The sequence below is a fragment of the Paenibacillus sp. P36 genome, assembly GCF_045866505.1.
In the GTDB taxonomy this organism is placed as follows: Bacteria; Bacillota; Bacilli; order Paenibacillales; family NBRC-103111; genus Paenibacillus_E; species Paenibacillus_E chondroitinus.
Genome location: NZ_AP038372.1, coordinates 2,349,474 through 2,368,411, shown reverse-complemented (window position 1 = coordinate 2,368,411; position 18,938 = coordinate 2,349,474). Strand labels below are relative to the sequence as shown.

Here is an 18,938-nt window from a genome sequence, read left to right as displayed (position 1 = left end):
CTTTAGCTATTTTCGTTCTGATCTTCTTTCTTTTCTGCAGTAGGTTGCTGTTCCACTATGTGATAGCTCTCATAAACACTTTTCAGTTGGCGAAGAACACGGTTCAATGAATAAGTTTTCTTCGCTTTTTCCCATGCGGTACGCGCCAGATTGTATCGGAACGTTGGATCAATGACCACCTTCTCCAAAGCGTGGCTTAATGCCATTGCATCTCCGACCGGCACCAGAAGTCCGTTGTGTCCATGTTCAATTTGCTCTGCAATCCCCCCGACATCGGTCCCAATCAGAGCGAGCCAGCATAACGCTGCTTCCGCAAATACAGAACCGAATGCTTCCGCGCGAGACGGCAAGACGAAGACATCAAAAAACGGCATGAATTCTTCCGGATGCAGCATATAGCCATAAAAAATCGTATCTTCATAAATATTATGCTGAATGGCCAGCTTCTCCAGCTCTTCCCGGCTAGGTCCATCCCCGATAATATGCAAAACAAAAGGATGCCCGCGCTTTTTCAGTTCTCCGCATGCGATCAGCAGGGTGTCCAGCCCCTTGGCAGGTACAAGACGGCACACCGTAATGAATTGTGTCACTGCATTTTCATGGGAAATTGGGCGGAAACGTTTCTCATCAAAACCGTTCGGGATCACGCCAATCCGTTCGCTATCCTGCACATACTCTGAAATATATTGTTTGAACGAATTCGACACCGTAATGATCTGATCGACCTTTGTTTCAAGCTCCTCATAAATCTGAGTAAGAAACTGATGTTCCACGCCATTTTCTTTAATGCGCCCATTCAATACAAGCTCTCTCTCGAAGCTGGAGTGAATGGTCAGAATCACCGGTGTTTCCGGATAAATTTGCTTCATCGCCATTGCCGCAATCGGGTGATGCGCATGAATAATGTCATATTTCTTGGTCACTCGCAGCTTCGTCCACCAAACATAATCCTTGTAAGTCTGAATGTATTTATCAACGATCGGGTTACCGGCATACTTCCGCCAATCGAAAGTGACGAATTCCACTTCCTCTGTGCCTTTATTGCGAATGCGTTTAGGCAGCGAAAATAGTTCCATTTCCCATCCCTTTTTATTAAATCGGTCCAAAATATAGGGAACCATGGATGACACCCCACCCGGTTGTTCCGGGGGGAAAAATAATGCTTGCAAGATGTTCATTGCATGAGCCCCTCTCCCAAAGCCTTGAGCTTTACCTTCTTATTGTAACTTGTGCGCGCCGAATATAAAAGAGAACAACATTAAGCCGCTTGAAACGATTCTATCCCTCTCTCCCATTTTCCTTTATAATAGAATCACATCTTGTCGAAAAATAGGGATTTTGGGGGAACGCATGAAAGCTGTTGATCTCTTGTTCGGTGATTTAGCTTCATTATTATCGCATGTTATTGTATTGGTTATTGTGACACTAATGTTTGTCATTTCACTACGCTTGTTTCTCGATCGCCGTAAAAAAGGCTACATGTCGATGACCTTCTCCGTTATCTTCGTCGGCATTCATTACCTGCTTAAGATATACGTCTTGCTCACGGCACTGGATACAAGCTTGACCGCGTACGTATTGTTAATGCTGAAAATCGTATCCTTCGTACTTTTGAATTTTGGAGTTTATCAATTATACAACCGAACGCACCGTAAACAGTACATATTTTTTTATGGTTTGATTATTATGGGATTCGTTGTCTCTATTCTTCATTTTAGTGTGCCTCAAATGTACAGCGGCACGCCTCAGCAGGTCCGGCTGCTGCAAGACATTGCCCTGGAGCTTTATGTTTTTGTGCTAATCTTCCTGTGCTTTTACATGATACCTCCTTATATTGGCCAACAAGCGAAGTATCAATGGGCGCTTACCGTCTTTTTCCTGATCCAAACCTGTCATTTAATCAATGTGTATATGTATGGCAATGAACAGATTTGGCTCACCCTGGCAGGCAATCTTTTGCCCATCGTCTTTTACTTCTTATTATTTATTATGCTGTTTGATCGTGTCGTTGAGCTGATGCAGGCCATCTATAATTCATCCATCACAGACGGACTTACTCGACTATATAACCGCAAATTTTTCTACAATCGTGTTTCACAGTATGTCGGGAGGCATCTTCCTATCTCTATTTTGTTCAGCGATATTGACAATTTCAAGAAACTGAATGATACCAAAGGGCACCAAATGGGCGACGATGTGTTGAAGCAAGTAGCTCAAATTATGAAGGAAGAAGCCGAGGAATGCGGCATTGCAGGCCGTTACGGTGGGGAAGAGATGGTTGTGATGGTAACGGATCCAAGTGTGAAAATGGATGCTTTCGCCGAACGCGTGCGCAGCCGGATTGAGAAAGAGACCATCGTTACCGCCAGCATCGGGTATAGCAAATACAAAAACGGCGTAAGCGCCGAAGAGCTTATCAAGCAAGCGGATGAGGCCATGTATAAGGCCAAAACAACAGGTAAAAACAAGGTCGTCAAATACGCCTAGAACACGGGCTCGGAACAAGCAAAAAGCTATTCTTTATGTAGATAAAGGGTAGCTTTTTTATTTTGCAGATTAAAATTTTTACGTTCGTAGTGGGGCTTCTGTATTCTTCAACTCTACTAGTTCTATCATAATTTGTAATTTTATTCCTTTATGTGTATGATATCTAATAGATTATTACATTATATGGAATTAAAAACATTATGGAGGGAATTTATGAAACGTTGGATGTGTACACTAGCTGCCATTGCAGTAACCGCCTCGCTGACAGGGTGTAATTTTTCAGAGAAGGCTAGCGGCTCTTCAAGAGAAGCCGGCTCGCTCAAGAAGTTGGGGAAAGACGAGAAAGCGACGATTAAAGTACTGTACTATGATAAGACTTCTTTTTACCAACAATACGGTAATCTTTTCATGGCCAAATATCCGAATATTGACGTAGAGGTCATCTCGAATCAAGGCATTTATGGAGCAGGCAAAGATCCGCAGGAAGCGCTTATTCACCTCATCGATGAAGAAAAACCGGATGTTCTCCTTCTGAATGGCAGCGACCAACTTGAAAAATTTGCACAACAAGGACGTCTGTATGCTCTGGACGATGTCATCAAGCAGGATAAATTTGATGTGGAGCATATCCTTCCAGCTACTCTGGATGCGATTAGGCTCAAAGGCGAGGGCAAGTTATACGGGCTTTCACCGGACTTTTACAGTCAAGCTCTTTACTATAACAAGGATCTATTTGAGCAATATGGCATAGAGTTTCCAAAGAATAAGATGAGCTGGGAAGATGTGATAAATCTGGCCAAACGATTCCCGACCGACGGTCAGGGGGATCAGCGAATTTACGGGTTTTCCGCATATTCTTACATGGGAGAAGGTGTCGCCTATCAATATATGAACAGCATCGGCACAACGTTGGGTCTGTCTTTCATCGATCCTGAGCAGATGAAGCTGACGATCCAGACAGAGGCTTGGAAGAAGGCTCTCCAACTTACCGTCGACTCTTTGAAATCCGGAGCATTGTACATGCCCAAGAGTCAGACAAATTCCAATGAAACACGTATGTATGAGGATTATCTCAAACAAAATTTGTTCGCCACGGGCAAGGTTGCAATGACGATTGACGGCAATTATATGATACAAACTCTGCAACAGGCCAAAGACGTCCTGAAAGACGTAAAGCCTGTCAATTGGGATATCGTCACCGTTCCCGTTGATCCGCAAAATCCAGACTTTTCTAACACCGTTTCCGTTTCCAATGTCTTCGGAATCAATGCCCAATCCCCCAATACGCGGGCAGCCTGGGAATTCATTAAGTATATCAACAGCGATGAGTTCGCTAGAGTCATGTCCAAATCGTCTAGCAGCCTGATGACGCGCACTACTTACTCGAAAGATAAGGATGGCCATAATCTTGAGGCATTTTATCTTCTCAAACCAAACCCTGACAAGAACTTTACAGGTTACGAAAAAATCCCAAGCAGCTTCTACCAGCCGTTTACTTTGCTTGCCAATCAAGAAATCCAGGCTGTCATCGATGGGAAGAAATCAGCGGACGAGGCACTTAAGACGATCCAAGATAAAGGACAAGAACAATTAGTGCAAGCTAAACAAACGGACGATGCTCTGAAAGAGTCTCAGTCTAAGCCGAAATAAAACAAAAGGCTGTCTCCAAGGTCATCACATGACCCCCAAGACAGCCCTTCATTCTTTTTACTCGTCGTCCGCTTCAAGCACATGCGCTTTGCAAAATGCTTCTACTGCCGCGACTTCATCATCCTCAAGATCAAAATCCAGATAGATTTGCGTCGTCTTCTCATAAAGCTCGTACTTCAATAGACCTGATTTGTCTTCGTCAACGTTGTAGATCGCACGAATGTATAATCCGCTTTCAGAGTACAACTCATCATCTTCCTCAACTTCGATATCTATAAGAAATTCGTATCGTTGTCCGCTCAAAATACCAAACGGATCTTTGATTACTTCAACCGTATAACTCGTAATCGTGAACATCGTATCCCCCCTTTTTCATCTGCAGGCTTTAGTATACCTGATTATGGGAAGAATCGCACATAGGCTTCAGATCAGCTTCACGATTTGTCCCGCTGGAATTTCGACGGAGTCCCCCTCCACACTGATCCAGACGGAAGTAGCTGTGGGATTATGTACAAGATGGCGATCAACCGAATAACGTAATTGTTCCACGGCATGTAGGTAGCTATAAATCTCCGAGTTCGTCGCGTACCAAATGTTGTTGTGCCCGCCTACGATCTCGCCAAAACGGTCGATAAGGTCCCAATTGTTATCGTTTTCAAATTCATAGCTATGGCCCCATACATAGAGAAGCGCCATCCGTGTGTGCCTTTGCTCAAGCTTGGCGAACTGCTCGCCATACTCCAACATTTGCTTATGATGACAAGTAGGATGCCACCTTAGAAAATCATCGGGAATATGAAATTTCCCATGACTTGCTACGGTTCTCGCATACTCAACACCGAGATTCGGCAGAATCGAAACAACACGATCACTGTGTGTTCCAAACGGATAGCTCATTCCCTTAACCGGATAGCCGACCAGAGACTCCAAAACTCTGCGGTCGTCCATCATTTCCATGACGATTTGTTCATTCGGAGATTGCTCCAGGAATGGATGATCAACTGTATGCGCCGATACCTCATGTCCTGTGAAAAGAGAGGCAACTTCTTCCGCTGTTATATAGTCTTCTTTGCCCAAAAAACCACTGTTCAAGTGGAAGGTTCCTTTGATCCCGTATTCATTTAACTTCCCCACCAGTCTACGGTCATGCACTCTTCCATCATCATAACTAAGGGTCAGGGCTTTGTGAACCCCGCCAGGAAATCGGTCATTGCGAATACGCATTTGGTTTCCCCCAATAAGTACTTCATAGAGTTATTCCCATATTTTACTTTTAGTTGTCCGATTTTCGCAAGCGTTTTCCGCCACATTTGAATATCGCTATCAAATCGCTTATTTCCAATGCTTGTCAATAAAGGCGTCGCGCCCCGAGGAAATTCGTTCTTCTTTATATTCCTTAGGGTTCTTGGTGTGATAATTCTGGTGGTATTCTTCAGCAGGGAAAAAGGCAACAGCTGGCCTGATCTCCGTTACAATCGGCTTATCAAAACGTCCGCTTTGCGCAAGTTCCTCTTTGGATTTGGCGGCAAGCTTCCGCTGCTCTTCGTTATGATAAAAAATAGCCGTACGATACTGGCTGCCACGGTCAATGTACTGTCCTTCAGCATCGGTTGGATCTATCTGAGGCCAGTACAACTCCAGTAGTTTTTCATATGGAAAAATAGCCGGGTCAAATGTGATTTCGACAACTTCCAAATGGCCGGTTTGCCCAGTTTTCACTTGTTCATAAGTAGGATCCTCTACTGTACCGCCCATATAACCGGATACAATACCGTGAATCCCTGGTTGTTCTTCAAATGGACTGACCATGCACCAGAAGCAGCCACCGGCAAAAGTCGCTTTTTGTATCATTAAAATCCCTCTTTCATCAGGTATGATAGGATTGTTTGTATAGCTTCTTATTATAATTATTTACGGTTAACAAGTCCATTTTCTGCAGGAGCCTTATCTTATAATAGACTTTTCATAAAATCCCACCTATCGAAATCATGACGAAATGGGGCAAGGAAATGATCGAAAAAGCCAATATCGGGCGGCAATTCTTTTCCATACGGAAGAACAGCGTTTACTGGCCATAAAGTCCAGAGATGATCTTGAACAAAGCGGACGTTTCGATAAGCCGATCGTTACCGGAATTGAAGAAGCGACTGTGTTCTACCCGGCGGAAGAATATCATCAAAATTATCATCGTAAAAATCCGAAGTTTTACAAAGAATCCCGGATCTACTCCGGACGCGATGCCATTATTGAAAAATATTGGAGTTAAAGCAAACAGCGGCCCTAGTTGGCCGCTGTTCTTCGTATTTGATGTCATGAAATTCAACATTGACAGTGGGTATATCTTCTTGTTATGATTCCATTAATAACACGCGTCATATAACATGACATGAAGTTATCTTGTATAAGCTCATTAATTGGAGTGAGCGTCTCGACCAGGCAACCGTAATTGCCCTAGGCTACAAGAGGATGCATCATATAAATTTACGTTTCTATAACGAAATGTAGATTTCTTATGTCTGCTCCTCTTAAGCCTAGGGCTTTATTGCGTTTGGGTTGCATTAGGAATTTATTCATTTATTTTAAGGAGTGATTGGTATGGTAAACATCAATTCAATTCATGATGTTGGAACGCAACTTCCCCGAGAGTGTACATTCTCACCTAATGATTGGCACGTTTTATCCGCTTTTTGGTATCCAATCCTGATCGCGGATGAGTTATCTGACAAACCGCTATCCGTTAAGTTGTTAGATGTGAAACTGGTCATCTACCGAGCTGGAGGCAAAATCGTCGTTGCCCGCGACCTTTGCTTCCATCGCGGTGCCCCGCTTAGTAAAGGATGGGTCGAAAATGATGAGATCGTATGCCCCTATCATGGGTTTCGTTATAGTTGCGAAGGCATCTGCACAGCTGTCCCTGCCCATCCTGACGCCAAAATATCGCCTAAACTCAAATTAATCACATACCCGGTCATTGAACGGTATGGACTGATATGGACGTCGCTAGCTGGCGGCGAAGAGAATATTCCGGATTTTTCGGGTTGGGACGATCCGGACTATGTGAATGTTTTGCCTCCCAGTTTTGATATTGCGGGGTCAGCTGGCCGGCAGTTAGAGGGATTTTTGGACGTTTCTCATTTCGCCTATGTTCATACAGCAACGTTCGGCGACCGCTCCAATACGGAAGTACCGCAATATAAAGTGACGCGGAATGGTAATCAACTATTCGCTGATTATTGGAGCACTGTCAGCAATTATGGCAAAGGCCAAGAGAATCCGGCACCCGAGGGTTTTATGTGGTTGCGCGCCTTCCGCGTGTTTGCCCCCTTTGCAGCATCCCTAACCGTTCATTTTCCGAACGATGGAAAGTTGATGATTTTGAATTGCGCTTCCCCTGTATCGGCACGTTACACCCGTTTGTTTTGCCCTATCTCTCGCAATTTTGATAAGACAATCCCTGCGGAAGATACGATTCGTTTCAATCTGCAGGTCTTTCAAGAAGATCGAGAGATGGTCGAATCGCAGACACCGGAAGATCTTCCACTCGATTTAATGGCTGAAGCTCATATTCCTGCCGATCGAACTTCCATTGCCTACCGGCAGCTGCTCACAGAGCTTGGATTGGGAAGAGATTATACTTCATAACAGATCTCGTGTAATTTTCAACAGATGAGCAATCCTGTATGTAAAATCAATAAAAACAGGGAGCAACTGTCTGCAACAGTCCACTCCCTGTTTCCTTCACTTCGTTCCATATCTAATTACCATACAAACGTCATTGTAACAATAACCAATAGAATGAACAGAACCAAAATTGCGGCTGCACTTGTACTACCTGCTGTATAACCCATAGATCCCATCCTCCTTTCTTAAAAAACAATCATTCGTTGATGAGGAGGTTTACAACCTTACACACTCACTGCAGTTAGAATGATAACAAGTAAGATGAATAGAACAAGGATAATCGCTGCCGAAGTATTCCCTCCACCATTGCATCCAGCTGTATAACTCATTAACAGATCCTCCTCTTATAAAGAAAAGTGTACCGACTTTATAAAGTACGAATCTATTTGAAAAGTTGCGTGGACGAATCACCCAGTAACATTTTACCTATTTTGAGTCCCCGTTACTGCTCGAACGGTTTGCCTCCGATGATGGAACAAATAATAAATAACAAGCGTTAAAATCATAATACATCCACCGATCAGGAACATTGTATGGTAGTTTGTCTTTGCAGCAATCACCCCGAGCAGATAGGAGCCTACTCCGTACCCAGAGTCAAAAAACACGAGAAACGTGCTGATAGCAACTCCTCTGCGATGTCCAGGCGAAGCTTTAACCGCAATGGTCATGAAACTGGGGAAAATAGCCCCATATCCGATTCCAATTATTCCGGCCGTAATAAGAAACACCGGTGCGGTATAAGCTTGGCTCAACCAGATCATCCCGATAATGAATAAAATAATGCCCGGATAAGCAAGGACATGCTCTCCTTTTCGATCGAACAATCTTCCGGTAAATGGCCGAGTTAGGAGGATCATCAAAGCAAGAATGATAAAAAAGTAGCTTGCTATACGCTCTAGCCCCAACGTTTTGGCGTATACGGAGATAAATGTTGATAAGGCACCATAAGAAAACGCAAGGACGAAACCGGCTATGGAAATCGGTATGGCAGACACCTCAATGTAGCGTCGAACTCCCTTCATCACTACCTCCGAGGAGGGGCGGTTCACTTGTTTCGTGAATCTCGTAAGCATCCCGCACAATAAAGACAACAGCGAAAAAACAGCAACCATAACGAACATGGCTACATAGCTAATATGCGTTGTTATCCATAAGCCTACAAAAGGCCCTATAACCATTGCAAGACTCATAAACAAACTAAAATAGCCAACTCCCTCTCCTTTCCGATGTTCAGGAATAATGTCCAGCGCAATGGCTGAAGTGGAAGTCGTCACGATCCCAAAAGCAAAACCATGAATAAACCGCAAGATGAGTAGGACAGAATAGTTGTCAATCCATAGATACGACAAACTACATATCGTAGAGATAATTAATGCAATATTTAAAAGTTTTCTTCTGTTTATCTCTTCTAACCACTTTCCAGTTAAAGGCCTTGAAATGACCGCCGTAATGACAAAAACCGTGATAACAAGACCAATGCCTTGTTCACTCCCTCGCAACTCATCGAGTACAAATTGCGGTAAAGTCACGGCTAAAATATAAAAGGTCATAAAGATAAAAAAGTGACTAAAACTGATCATTAAAAAATCCCGGCTCCATAATCTCTCTTTCTCCACTTCGATCCCTTCTTTCTCTCTATAGTATCTTTCATTTCCAGATGATTAATGCAACTATGCTCCTCCACTACATGTAAGCATTGTAGTAAAATAATCATTAATAGATCAATACATATATTTCAATAATAATCATCGAAAATTTCAATGATAGGGAGGGACTTGCTGCCCATGGAGTTAAGACAACTGGAGTGTTTCAAAATGATATGCGAGGAACTTCATTTTACCCGTGCGGCTGAAAGGTTAGGCATTACACAACCCACGTTAAGTTATCAGATCAAGCTTCTGGAAGATGAAATAGGCGTCCCCCTGTTTAGTCGAATCGGTAAAAAAATCGCGATCACTGAAGCTGGCAGCATTTTATACAACCATTGCAGTACCATTTTCAGTTGCTTGACTGGGGCGCGTGAAGAGATCTTTGAGCTGCAGCACATTGAGCGTGGTACATTGTCTATTGGTGCACTACTTGGCGAAATCAATGAGTATGTGTCTAGTTTACTGGTCGACTTCCATTACATGCACCCGAAAATTCAAATCAAGCTGAATGGCTTGGTAGATGTTCTAGAACCTCTGATTCAAAACGAACTCGACTTCGCGGTTACCATTTTGCCAGTGGAAGATGAACGATTCAAAACCGTGCCTCTTTATGTCGAAGATTTTTATTTTGTGGTGAAGTCGGATCATCCCATTGCTGATTACAAATCCATTTCTTTAGAAGTGATCAAAAAAGAACCTGCCATTATGTTCCCGAGTAACCATCGTTGCCGTAAAATGATAGATCTGGCATGTTCAAGTCTTGGTTTTGACTTAGACCCCAAAATTGAGACTACAACCATCAGATCCTTGTTAATGCTGATCCGCGCAGGTGCAGGAGTGTCCATTTTATCCAAAACCCTGCTAGAGATGTACCCTCATCAAGATTTGAAGATGATTCCCATAACGAATCCATCACTACGCAGGAAAATAGGTGTGATTTACCTGAAAGACCGCTATATGGAGAAAGCAGCGAGGGAGTTTATCGATCTAATGTTAGGACGTCCGTACCCACTTTGAACAACGCCGACGCAAAAAAACAAGCCCTGCGGCTTGTCATTAAGCTTTCTTTGCTTCCTTAAGCTGAAAATACAGACCGCTCGAATCCGACCATTCCGCAAAAAGCACATGCTCATGACGCGGAATTCCGCTAAGCTGCAGAAGCTGATCCACCCAGGCCCGGTCTCGCCCTAAGCGCTGCAATGTATCTTCATTGATGCTGCCGTTTTCAATGATGTAAGCGGGAAGGCTGACGCTGCCCTGCTGGTCTTTTGCATTGCCGCTGATCCCTTCCGGATCCTTCTGGCGCAGCACACTGATGCTGCCATTCGTCTCGAACAAGGCATAAGCGACTTCGCGCAGCGAGAAAATATTATTTTCCCGTAGCAGCATGCCCAACTGGGCGAAATCAAGATTGTTGCGCTTCATCGCCTTGAAATCGACCACGCCGTTCCGGATAATCAGATCGGGCGTTCCCGCGGCATAACGAGACAGTCTCGGGAACCGGGCGATAAACTTTTCCAACCCGAGCGCAAGAAGCGTCCAGATAATCAGAGCGAAAACCAGATGGCTAAGATGAACTTCAGCATCATAAATCGTATTGCCGACCAATTCGCTGAGCATTAAAGAGGAAACGAAATCAAAAGCGGTCAATTGAGAGATCTCTTTTTTTCCCAGCAATCTGGTCATGATTAAAAGACCGATCAAAGCGACTGTAAGTTTGACACCGATGCTTACATATAGATTGGCATTCACGTTCATCTTCCCCTTCGTAAATCAAGTGACCTGAGCGTTCATCCTTTCAACTCTTTCAATGATTTCTGATATCGCATCCATGCTGATGGGCTTGCTGATGTAAGCATCCATACCTTCGGATACATACTTCTCGCTATCGCCTTTAATTGCGTGAGCTGTCACCGCCACAATGTACGGTTTTTTCTTACCGCTTAACTGTTCATTAATAAACTTCGTGGCCGCCAAGCCATCCATCCAGGGCATTTGAATATCCATAAAAATGATATCATACGGATATCGCTTGACTGCTTCTACAGCTTCTTTTCCGTTTTGGACCAGGGTCGTTTTGTGCCCGAGTTTCTCTATCATTTTCTTTAACACCAGTTGATTTACTTCGTTGTCTTCGGCAATTAAGATTTTCAAAGACTGTTCTTCTGAATTTTCGCTGATGTCTTCCTGCTCGCGCCAAATATCATATTGCGATGAGTCGGAATGATTCAATTGGACCCGGAAATTCGCTGTGAACAGGAACGTTGATCCGGTTTGATCTATGGCAGCCTCATGCCAGATTTCACCATCCATGAGCCCAACAAGCTTTTTACAGATCGCTAATCCTAAACCCGTCCCCTCTGTTTTCCGAGTCATAAAATGATCAACTTGATAAAAAGGTTCAAATAAATGGCCTGCCTGATCTTTCGGTACACCGATCCCTGTATCCTTGACGGCAAATTGAAGGCGCACCTGATTCGATGCTTGCGACACCGTTTCAACGCTGATGGAAATCGACCCTTTAGGCGTGAACTTTATGGCATTGCTGAGTAAATTCATCAGAACTTGTCTTAACTTCGTTGTATCTCCATAAACCAAGTTAGGAACTTCAGGACAGACTGATGTTGTTATCTCCAGTTTTTTCTCAAGAGCTTTAGACATGACCATATAAAGCGTTTCTGATAAAACAGTACTCACACTCAACGGTTCTTCCACTAATTCCGTCCTGCCGGATTCAATTTTGGAGAAATCCAGAATATCATTGATGATCGCGAGCAAAGTAGCGCCACTTTTTTTAATAATTTCTACATATTCAATCTGCTCTTCATCCAAATTCGTCTCTAAAAGTACTTCCGTCATCCCAATAACCCCGTTCATCGGTGTACGGATTTCATGACTCATCATCGCTAAAAACTCACTTTTCGCTTTATTCGTCTTTTCAGCGGCTTCTTTTTCAATGATCAACTTTTTTTGTTCCGTCATGTCTTTCGCTATGATATAAAAGCCCATAATTTGCGTCTGAATAATGATTGGAGCCAGCGTTACCAACACTTCAACGGAATGACCATTTTTATGTTGAATGAATGCAATATCTTTTTCAACGTTTTCGATTGCTTTATGATTGTTTATATGATTGTTTAAAGCCGAGAGCAAATTGATTGAATTCTTTTCGCCAATTAATTTAGACATTCCACTGCCGATTAACTCTTCTATCAGATATCCGGTCATTTGCTGTACCATATTATTGCCGTTCATAATAATGCCGTCCAAACCAAAAGAAATGATAGCATCGTGGTTGTATTTCTTTAACGACGTATACCGTTCAATACTTTCCTGCAGCTTTAGTTCAGCTAGCTTATTCTTGGTCACATCAATAAACTGAGCTATAAAATATAAGGGATTGCCACTTTGATCATCGCGAACTAACGAAACATGGACAGAGGTCCAAACGATGTGGCCATTCTTATTAAAATACCGATTCTCCAATTCAAATGAAGGAATGCCGCCATCTAATAGTTCTGCTAGCAAACTTCTGCTATTATTACGATCATCGGGATGCCGGATATCATCTAATGTAAAGTTCCTGAATTCCTCTTCCGAATAGCCGAAAATCCGGCAAACCGCCTTGTTAACATTCAGCCATTTTCGTTCCAGAGAGATTAAAGCGATCCCAATGGGCGCATTGGTATATATGTGTCCAAATATAGCTTCGGGGTCAAAAAACTTCAAATCCTGCATCCACGCATTCCTCCTTTTGACAGCTACCCCTATTTTACCATAAAAGAGGGACCTGTCCGTCAGATGATAAATATTGATCATTCTCTCCTCTGTACCCTGCAACATTTCCAGTCGGCCCGTCGTTTGAGATACTGAATGCAAAAACTCAACGAGGTGATAGATCTTGAAATCCCGTAAAAAACTTCTAAGCTTATCCGCAGCTGCCGTTTTGTCCTTATCCTTAGCAGGTCAAAGCTTTGCAGCAACCTCAACGTTCACCGATTTGGAGCAGGTTGCGGCCAAAGATAAAATTATTTCTCTGCAATCGCAGGGTCTCGTATCGGGAGTCAGCAGCGATCTGTTTCAGCCCGATGCAGCGCTAACGGCCTCCCAAGGCATTCAAATGATCGTCAAAGCGGTTGGGTTGAACCTCAACGCGATTAATTTTTTCAAAGCCCCTCAGGCAACCGACTATTTTGCGAAAGCCAACAATGATGCCTGGTATGCGCAAAGCTTAATTATTGCAGCAAATAACGACCTGAAGCTTGATGCTGAACTGGATCCGAACCAGAAATGGACGAAGGAAATGTTTACAAAAGAATTACTCATTGCCTTGGACGGCCATAATATTATGCACATGATGAAGCTCCCGCCGATCGCCATTAAAGACAAGGACGACATTACCCTTGACGCTCTCGGAGCGATCCAAGCTGCTATTTATAAAGGGATTACATCGCTTGACGCCGATGGCAATTTCCATCCGCAAGCGGATATTACACGCGCGCAAGCTGCAGAGATGATCTATAACTCGCTTAAATACATCCACCCTGCTACGGGTCAGACTACAACACCGGATTCAACCGGCGATGTTCCAAGGAACGGACAAAGCCAACCAATGATTCCTGCGGATGGTCAAACGGGTCAAGTGAAAGCCGACTCCAACGTCTATGAAAATACCCAATACGGTTTTCGTTTCACACTGCCTGACAGCTGGAAGGGCTACACCATTGTAACGGACAAGTGGGAGGGTCTTTCCATAGCGGATTCGCAAGCTGAGAAAGTGTTGGAAAGCGGCGCGAAGATTAGCATCCGCCATCCCGAATGGACATCCGAACAGCCGAGACAGGATATCCCCATTCTCGTCTTCACCGTTGATCAATGGAATGAGCTTCAACAGGACAAATTCCATATCGGCGCCGCTCCAATTGGACCTAGCGAGCTAACCCGTAATGACAAGTACGTCTTTGCGCTTCCGGCGCGTTATAATTTTGCCTACCCTGAAGGCTACCAAGAGGTAGAGGACATCTTAAAAAGCAATCCGATTCAACCGATTTCTTAATATAAAACGAAGAAAAAGACCAAGAATTAGTTATCTTCTTGGTCTTTCATATGTAATAAATTCTTGGATGTAGTTTCATTTTATCCAAATATTTATATTGAAAGTAGGAACTTTTTTAGAAACTAGAGGGTAGAGGCAGCATCCAGAAAGAATGAGCTTCCGTCAAAGTTCATATACGCTTGATAACGAGTTTGTATATCTGAAGCTTCGACCATTCCAAGAACTTTATCCTTTTCAAGCCAGAGACTAAATGATGTTTCCTCCGAAGCCAACATTTCTTCGTCCAAGGGCGTACACATAAAGTCGAAAACTAACCTGGATGCAAAAGTGGTGCCATGGTAATTGGAATGATATTTTCCTGAATTCGAATAAACTCCAATCAAGTATGAAACAATCACGTCTATTCCACTTTCTTCTTTTATTGCTCTAGTTAAAGCATCCATTAAGTCTTCACCTTCTTTTACTTGCCCTCCAGGTAATACCAAACCGCCATGCTGAGTCTTCACTAACAGGATATCGCCTTTTTTGTCTACTACAATACCGCTTACCTCTACAATTTGGGCTAGCATTCTCCGCATCTTGAGTACCTCCCAGCGATTAGAGCTCGTTGCTAAAAAGAAATAGCCAAGCACTCTATTCATAAGGAACAGGTCACTGCTTACCTGGATATTCCTACCTAAGTAATATCATCAAGAAGTTAATGCTAACTTTAACCGACCTTAAAATTAGATAAAAAATTGAGCATCATACAGCCAGGAGGAGCTTTCTGTTATTTTTTATTTAGCTTCTCATATTGCTCGGTATACTCCTTGATGACTTTCTCACCGCCGTTTTTCTTCCACAATGCCACCGCTGCATCCCAGCCAGCTTCATTAATTTCTCCCATAATAAACTTGGTTCTGGCATCGTTAATCACCTTGGTTAACTCCGAGCCTTTATCGGTAAAGGTTGGCGAAATCAATGCCTGCACTGGATTCGGAATAGCGATCTTCATGGCCTCTGCCTGCAACCGTTTATATTTTTCGACCACAGGAGGCAGGCTGCCCTTCATTGCTTGACTCCCGTCATCGTAACGAAGGAAGTCCAGCGCCGCAATGTCCGTAGTATATTTTACTGAATCCGTGCGGACCGGCTTATTGTTTTCCATTTTGTAATGAGTATTTTCCAACCCCCATGTAAACAGATTCTGCATGTCCTTATCTGCCATTTTATCCATGAAAGCCAGAACGTCTTTTAATTCCGCTTCGGTTTTAATATTAATTTTCGGGAAGGTGAACTGCGGAGGAAAAATCCCCCTTGTATTAACACGCATGCCGCTTGGTCCCTCTACCGAGCTAATGACATCCAACTGCGCATTCGGAAAACCTTTGTACAAATCGCTGAATCTGGATTCTACGTCATCAAGCGGTCCCATATATATGCCAGCTTTCCCCTTATTCAACAGTTCGGAAGGGCTTTTCATCACCGCAAAGTCACGATTAATAATATTTTCGTCGTACAACTGCTTATACAGCTTAAGTGTGTCCATGTAAGGCTTGGTCATAAACGAAGGCACAATCTGATTGTCCTTATACTCCCAGCTGTTCGGTCCTCCCAAAAAGGTGACAAAGCTGCCAAAACCGGTAACATCGGAATTTACGCCGAAGCCGAAAGTATCGTTTTTCCCGTTCTTGTCCGGATCCTTTTGTACAAAAGCCTTCATTACCGCAAGCAACTCGTCCAGTGTCTTCGGCTCCTTCAGGCCAAGGTTGTCTAGCCAATCCTTACGGATAATGATGCCGTCCCTAGCTTGAGGAAAGTCCTTATAGATGCCGTACACCTTGCCATCCACCGAGCTTTCCTTCAACATTTGCGGGCTCAACTTGCTTAAATTCGGATAATCTTTCAGATAAGGCCCAATTTCCCAAAACATACTGGATCGAACCGCATTCACAAAGCCGGCATCCTTATTCGCATCGGCGAGCACGTAAACAACTTGCGGCAAATCCTGACCAGCGATTCCCGCATTAAATTTATCCTTGTATGCAACGGCAGGCGTCCACAAAATTTCCAATTTGGACTTCGTATATTCCTGGATTTTATTCATAGGCTCCGTATCCTGTTTAGGAGGCTCGGGGTTCCAATATGGAATCATCATTTTCACCTTTTGGGGCACTACTGGCGCTTTGACTGCCGAATCCGAGTTGGAACCTTCCTGTGTGCCCTTTACTCCTTGACCAGCACAGCCTGCTGCCAACACTGCTGTTACCGTGACCAAGCTAACCATAACAGCTGTTTGTTTTCTAAATCTACTCTCCCTGTACATCGATATTGCCTCCCTTTTTTCTCAATATAATTATTCTACCCGTGCAAACACCTCAAAAATGATAATTAATGCATGTAATTTACTTTTATCCTTTAACTGATCCCATCAAAGCCCCTTTGGAAAAGTGCTTTTGAAGAAACGGATATACAATCAAAATTGGCAACGTAGATACGATAATGGTCGCCATCTTTACTGTTTGAGCTGGAGGGACGAAACCTTCCTGAAATGAGCTGGAGTCCCCTATACCGCCTTCCGATAAAATAACAATCTGCCTTAGCAACACTTGAATAGGCCACTTGCTTGCATCATTAATGTACAAAATTGCGTTAAAAAACGTATTCCAATGACCGACAGCATAAAAAAGTGAAAAGGTCGCAACTGCTGGTAATGAAAGCGGAAGAACAATTTTGAGCAAAATACCGAGATCATTGCAGCCATCAATTTTCGCTGCTTCTTCCAGGCCATCAGGAAGCTGCTGGAAAAATCCTTTCAGAATGATCAAATTAAACGCGCTAATCGCGCCGGGAATAATTAATGCCCAATAGCTCCCCAGCAATCCGAGCATTTTTACAATGAGAAAAGTCGGAATCATTCCTCCGCTGAACAACATAGAGAATACAATCATCAACATGATCGGACGGCGGAACAACAACTGCTTGCGTGCTAGAGGATATGCCATCAGAATCGTAAAGATTAGATTGATCAGTGTCCCAGAAACAGTTACGAATATCGTAACCAAAAGACTTCTAAACAACGTATCCGTAGAAAATATATATTTATATGCATCAAGTGAAAATTGGGTGGGAATCAGTACCACACCCTTTTGCAGAAGCTCCTCCGATGCAGTGAAGGAACCGCTTAGAACAAATATAAACGGAAACAACATCGACATCGAGATAAGAAATAACGCGATATAAATGAGCCAGTCGAAGATAAGTTGACCTTTGCTGCGCACATTCATCTTTGTACCTCCTTTTCTAGTTTAGAGTACTAATATACGCCTTCCTCACCGGATTTCTTGGCCAGATAGTTGGCTCCGAGCACCAATACCAATCCTACAAGCGATTTGAATAGTCCAATCGCCGTGCTATAGCTGAACTGCCCTTTGGTGATCCCTATCGTATATACATAAGTATCAAAAACCTCTCCGACTTCTCGGTTCGTGGCGTTCAGCATCAGAAAGATTTGCTCAAAGCCCGTATCCAGAAAACTGCCCAAGCGCAGAATGAACAAAGTCACGATAACTCCGCGAATTGCTGGCAATGTAATATGCCAGAGCTGCTGTAAGCGATTCGCACCATCGATATGGGCAGCTTCATACATTTGCTGATCAACCCCGGCAAGCGCAGCAAGAAAAATAATCGTCCCCCAGCCCGTTTCCTTCCAGATGACTTCCGAGGTAATAACGGTTCGAAACCATCCTTCGCTTGTGAGCAAATTCAGTTCTCTTCCTCCTGAAGCCTTCAACAGTTCATTGACGACTCCCCCCTCTGTCGTGAAAAATACATACGCCAAACCTACAACGACGACCCAGGAAACAAAATGCGGGATATAAATGACGGTCTGCACAAATTTTTTATATAGCTCCGCCCGGACCTCGTTTAAAAGTAAGGCGACCAGTATAGGCATGGGAAAAAAGAACACAAGATTATAAATAGATAGAATCAATGTGTTTTTAAACAAAGTGAGAAATACAGGATCTGTAAAAAATCGTTGAAAGTGCTTGAAACCCACCCATTCACTTCCAGAAAATCCTAGAAACGGCTGGTAATTTTTAAAGGCAATCAAAATTCCCCACATCGGCAAATATTTGAACAATATAAAATAAGCGATGCCTGGAAGAAGCATCATGTACAGCCATCGGTCTCTAACAAACATTCTCTTGATCGAGCCCGCGCTAAGTGAACTTGTCTTTACATAATTGGATTTGGCGACTTGTTCCAAGTAAGTCCTCCTTCTGTCCTTGTGGACGATTTGCTAGTCTGCCCCTCATAGTAGAGCTCTTTCCCCTAACCGTCTACAATCATCAGGGACCTAACGAAGAAACCGCGCCAGTTCTAGGATTATCGGGCAAATAATCATTAAAGTCACAATAATCCTAAGAGTACAT

18 protein-coding genes, 1 pseudogene and 1 riboswitch are annotated in these 18,938 nt (G+C 43.4%); of the genes and pseudogenes, 6 read left to right on the top strand and 13 right to left on the bottom strand.

Annotated elements, in window-relative coordinates; all coding sequences use genetic code 11:
- Positions 1-2: 2 nt before the first annotated feature.
- Positions 3-1,178, bottom strand: a complete 1,176-nt coding sequence (locus ACKTT9_RS10820) for a glycosyltransferase family 4 protein (protein WP_407871541.1) — start codon at positions 1,176-1,178, stop codon at positions 3-5.
- Positions 1,179-1,350: 172 nt separating this feature from the next.
- Here ACKTT9_RS10820 and ACKTT9_RS10815 point away from each other — a divergent pair, with 172 nt between their 5' ends.
- Both ACKTT9_RS10815 and ACKTT9_RS10810 read left to right on the top strand, forming a co-directional pair.
- Positions 1,351-2,487: a GGDEF domain-containing protein gene (locus tag ACKTT9_RS10815; protein ID WP_407871539.1), complete on the top strand. Its 1,137-nt coding sequence runs from the start codon at positions 1,351-1,353 to the stop codon at positions 2,485-2,487.
- A gap of 213 nt (positions 2,488-2,700) precedes the next feature.
- Positions 2,701-4,137, top strand: a complete 1,437-nt coding sequence (locus ACKTT9_RS10810) for an ABC transporter substrate-binding protein (RefSeq protein ID WP_407871538.1) — start codon at positions 2,701-2,703, stop codon at positions 4,135-4,137.
- A 57-nt stretch (positions 4,138-4,194) separates the two neighbouring features.
- Here ACKTT9_RS10810 and ACKTT9_RS10805 read toward each other — a convergent pair whose 3' ends face one another.
- From ACKTT9_RS10805 to msrA, 3 genes are all read right to left on the bottom strand, one after another.
- A complete protein-coding gene (locus tag ACKTT9_RS10805) occupies positions 4,195-4,494 on the bottom strand; it encodes a DUF6509 family protein (protein ID WP_127454422.1) in 300 nt (99 codons plus the stop codon).
- Between the two features lie 66 nt (positions 4,495-4,560).
- Entirely contained in the window at positions 4,561-5,361 is an 801-nt protein-coding gene (locus tag ACKTT9_RS10800; RefSeq protein ID WP_407871537.1) for a polysaccharide deacetylase family protein, read from the bottom strand.
- A 108-nt stretch (positions 5,362-5,469) separates the two neighbouring features.
- Entirely contained in the window at positions 5,470-5,985 is a 516-nt protein-coding gene (gene msrA / locus ACKTT9_RS10795) for a peptide-methionine (S)-S-oxide reductase MsrA (RefSeq protein ID WP_407873008.1), read from the bottom strand.
- A 142-nt stretch (positions 5,986-6,127) separates the two neighbouring features.
- On the opposite strand from msrA, the pseudogene ACKTT9_RS10790 reads away from it, so the two are divergent.
- Together ACKTT9_RS10790 and ACKTT9_RS10785 are read left to right on the top strand one after the other, a co-directional pair.
- A pseudogene (locus tag ACKTT9_RS10790) lies at positions 6,128-6,403 on the top strand (peptide-methionine (S)-S-oxide reductase); the annotation flags it as partial.
- 111 nt (positions 6,404-6,514) lie between these two features.
- Positions 6,515-6,616: riboswitch (purine riboswitch) on the top strand.
- Positions 6,617-6,732: 116 nt separating this feature from the next.
- Entirely contained in the window at positions 6,733-7,779 is a 1,047-nt protein-coding gene (locus tag ACKTT9_RS10785) for a Rieske 2Fe-2S domain-containing protein (protein ID WP_407871536.1), read from the top strand.
- A gap of 116 nt (positions 7,780-7,895) precedes the next feature.
- On the opposite strand, the gene ACKTT9_RS10780 is transcribed toward ACKTT9_RS10785, so the two are convergent.
- The 3 genes from ACKTT9_RS10780 to ACKTT9_RS10770 form a co-directional block, all read right to left on the bottom strand.
- Positions 7,896-7,994, bottom strand: a complete 99-nt coding sequence (locus ACKTT9_RS10780) for a sporulation protein YjcZ (RefSeq protein WP_157325763.1) — start codon at positions 7,992-7,994, stop codon at positions 7,896-7,898.
- A 48-nt stretch (positions 7,995-8,042) separates the two neighbouring features.
- Entirely contained in the window at positions 8,043-8,147 is a 105-nt protein-coding gene (gene yjcZ / locus ACKTT9_RS10775) for a sporulation protein YjcZ (protein ID WP_407871535.1), read from the bottom strand.
- 93 nt (positions 8,148-8,240) lie between these two features.
- Positions 8,241-9,434, bottom strand: coding sequence for an MFS transporter (locus tag ACKTT9_RS10770; RefSeq protein ID WP_407871534.1), 1,194 nt, complete (start codon positions 9,432-9,434; stop codon positions 8,241-8,243).
- 168 nt (positions 9,435-9,602) lie between these two features.
- Here ACKTT9_RS10770 and ACKTT9_RS10765 point away from each other — a divergent pair, with 168 nt between their 5' ends.
- Positions 9,603-10,484: a LysR family transcriptional regulator gene (locus ACKTT9_RS10765; RefSeq protein ID WP_407871533.1), complete on the top strand. Its 882-nt coding sequence runs from the start codon at positions 9,603-9,605 to the stop codon at positions 10,482-10,484.
- A gap of 39 nt (positions 10,485-10,523) precedes the next feature.
- Here the strand turns inward: ACKTT9_RS10765 and ACKTT9_RS10760 are convergent, their stop codons facing one another.
- Both ACKTT9_RS10760 and ACKTT9_RS10755 read right to left on the bottom strand, forming a co-directional pair.
- Complete coding sequence (locus tag ACKTT9_RS10760; RefSeq protein ID WP_407871532.1) at positions 10,524-11,219, bottom strand: DUF421 domain-containing protein; 696 nt, start codon at positions 11,217-11,219, stop codon at positions 10,524-10,526.
- 21 nt (positions 11,220-11,240) lie between these two features.
- Positions 11,241-13,205 carry a PAS domain S-box protein gene (locus ACKTT9_RS10755; protein ID WP_407871531.1) on the bottom strand — a complete coding sequence of 655 codons (1,965 nt, stop codon included), beginning with the start codon at positions 13,203-13,205 and terminating at the stop codon, positions 11,241-11,243.
- A 163-nt stretch (positions 13,206-13,368) separates the two neighbouring features.
- Here ACKTT9_RS10755 and ACKTT9_RS10750 point away from each other — a divergent pair, with 163 nt between their 5' ends.
- On the top strand, positions 13,369-14,523 hold the full coding sequence (locus ACKTT9_RS10750; protein WP_407871530.1) for an S-layer homology domain-containing protein: 1,155 nt from the start codon (positions 13,369-13,371) through the stop codon (positions 14,521-14,523).
- A 122-nt stretch (positions 14,524-14,645) separates the two neighbouring features.
- Here ACKTT9_RS10750 and ACKTT9_RS10745 read toward each other — a convergent pair whose 3' ends face one another.
- The 4 genes from ACKTT9_RS10745 to ACKTT9_RS10730 form a co-directional block, all read right to left on the bottom strand.
- Positions 14,646-15,101: an NUDIX hydrolase gene (locus tag ACKTT9_RS10745; RefSeq protein ID WP_407871529.1), complete on the bottom strand. Its 456-nt coding sequence runs from the start codon at positions 15,099-15,101 to the stop codon at positions 14,646-14,648.
- A 191-nt stretch (positions 15,102-15,292) separates the two neighbouring features.
- Positions 15,293-16,828 carry an extracellular solute-binding protein gene (locus ACKTT9_RS10740; RefSeq protein WP_407871528.1) on the bottom strand — a complete coding sequence of 512 codons (1,536 nt, stop codon included), beginning with the start codon at positions 16,826-16,828 and terminating at the stop codon, positions 15,293-15,295.
- Between the two features lie 85 nt (positions 16,829-16,913).
- Positions 16,914-17,789: a carbohydrate ABC transporter permease gene (locus tag ACKTT9_RS10735; RefSeq protein ID WP_407871527.1), complete on the bottom strand. Its 876-nt coding sequence runs from the start codon at positions 17,787-17,789 to the stop codon at positions 16,914-16,916.
- Positions 17,790-17,818: 29 nt separating this feature from the next.
- Positions 17,819-18,706 carry an ABC transporter permease gene (locus tag ACKTT9_RS10730; RefSeq protein ID WP_407873007.1) on the bottom strand — a complete coding sequence of 296 codons (888 nt, stop codon included), beginning with the start codon at positions 18,704-18,706 and terminating at the stop codon, positions 17,819-17,821.
- Between the last annotated feature and the right edge of the window lie 232 nt (positions 18,707-18,938).

What these genes read in the sequence shown, in the direction of transcription:
- ACKTT9_RS10735 (WP_407871527.1), bottom strand. Translation starts at nt 17,789, where the DNA reads ATGAATGTGCGCAGCAAAGGTCAACTTATCTTCGACTGGCTCATTTAT.
- ACKTT9_RS10745 (WP_407871529.1), bottom strand. Translation starts at nt 15,101, where the DNA reads ATGCGGAGAATGCTAGCCCAAATTGTAGAGGTAAGCGGTATTGTAGTA.
- ACKTT9_RS10800 (WP_407871537.1), bottom strand. Translation starts at nt 5,361, where the DNA reads ATGCGTATTCGCAATGACCGATTTCCTGGCGGGGTTCACAAAGCCCTG.
- ACKTT9_RS10820 (WP_407871541.1), bottom strand. Translation starts at nt 1,178, where the DNA reads ATGAACATCTTGCAAGCATTATTTTTCCCCCCGGAACAACCGGGTGGG.
- ACKTT9_RS10740 (WP_407871528.1), bottom strand. Translation starts at nt 16,828, where the DNA reads ATGTACAGGGAGAGTAGATTTAGAAAACAAACAGCTGTTATGGTTAGC.
- ACKTT9_RS10785 (WP_407871536.1), top strand. Translation starts at nt 6,733, where the DNA reads ATGGTAAACATCAATTCAATTCATGATGTTGGAACGCAACTTCCCCGA.
- ACKTT9_RS10755 (WP_407871531.1), bottom strand. Translation starts at nt 13,205, where the DNA reads ATGCAGGATTTGAAGTTTTTTGACCCCGAAGCTATATTTGGACACATA.
- ACKTT9_RS10730 (WP_407873007.1), bottom strand. Translation starts at nt 18,706, where the DNA reads ATGTTTGTTAGAGACCGATGGCTGTACATGATGCTTCTTCCAGGCATC.
- ACKTT9_RS10765 (WP_407871533.1), top strand. Translation starts at nt 9,603, where the DNA reads ATGGAGTTAAGACAACTGGAGTGTTTCAAAATGATATGCGAGGAACTT.
- yjcZ (WP_407871535.1), bottom strand. Translation starts at nt 8,147, where the DNA reads ATGAGTTATACAGCTGGATGCAATGGTGGAGGGAATACTTCGGCAGCG.
- ACKTT9_RS10780 (WP_157325763.1), bottom strand. Translation starts at nt 7,994, where the DNA reads ATGGGATCTATGGGTTATACAGCAGGTAGTACAAGTGCAGCCGCAATT.
- ACKTT9_RS10805 (WP_127454422.1), bottom strand. Translation starts at nt 4,494, where the DNA reads ATGTTCACGATTACGAGTTATACGGTTGAAGTAATCAAAGATCCGTTT.
- ACKTT9_RS10815 (WP_407871539.1), top strand. Translation starts at nt 1,351, where the DNA reads ATGAAAGCTGTTGATCTCTTGTTCGGTGATTTAGCTTCATTATTATCG.
- ACKTT9_RS10810 (WP_407871538.1), top strand. Translation starts at nt 2,701, where the DNA reads ATGAAACGTTGGATGTGTACACTAGCTGCCATTGCAGTAACCGCCTCG.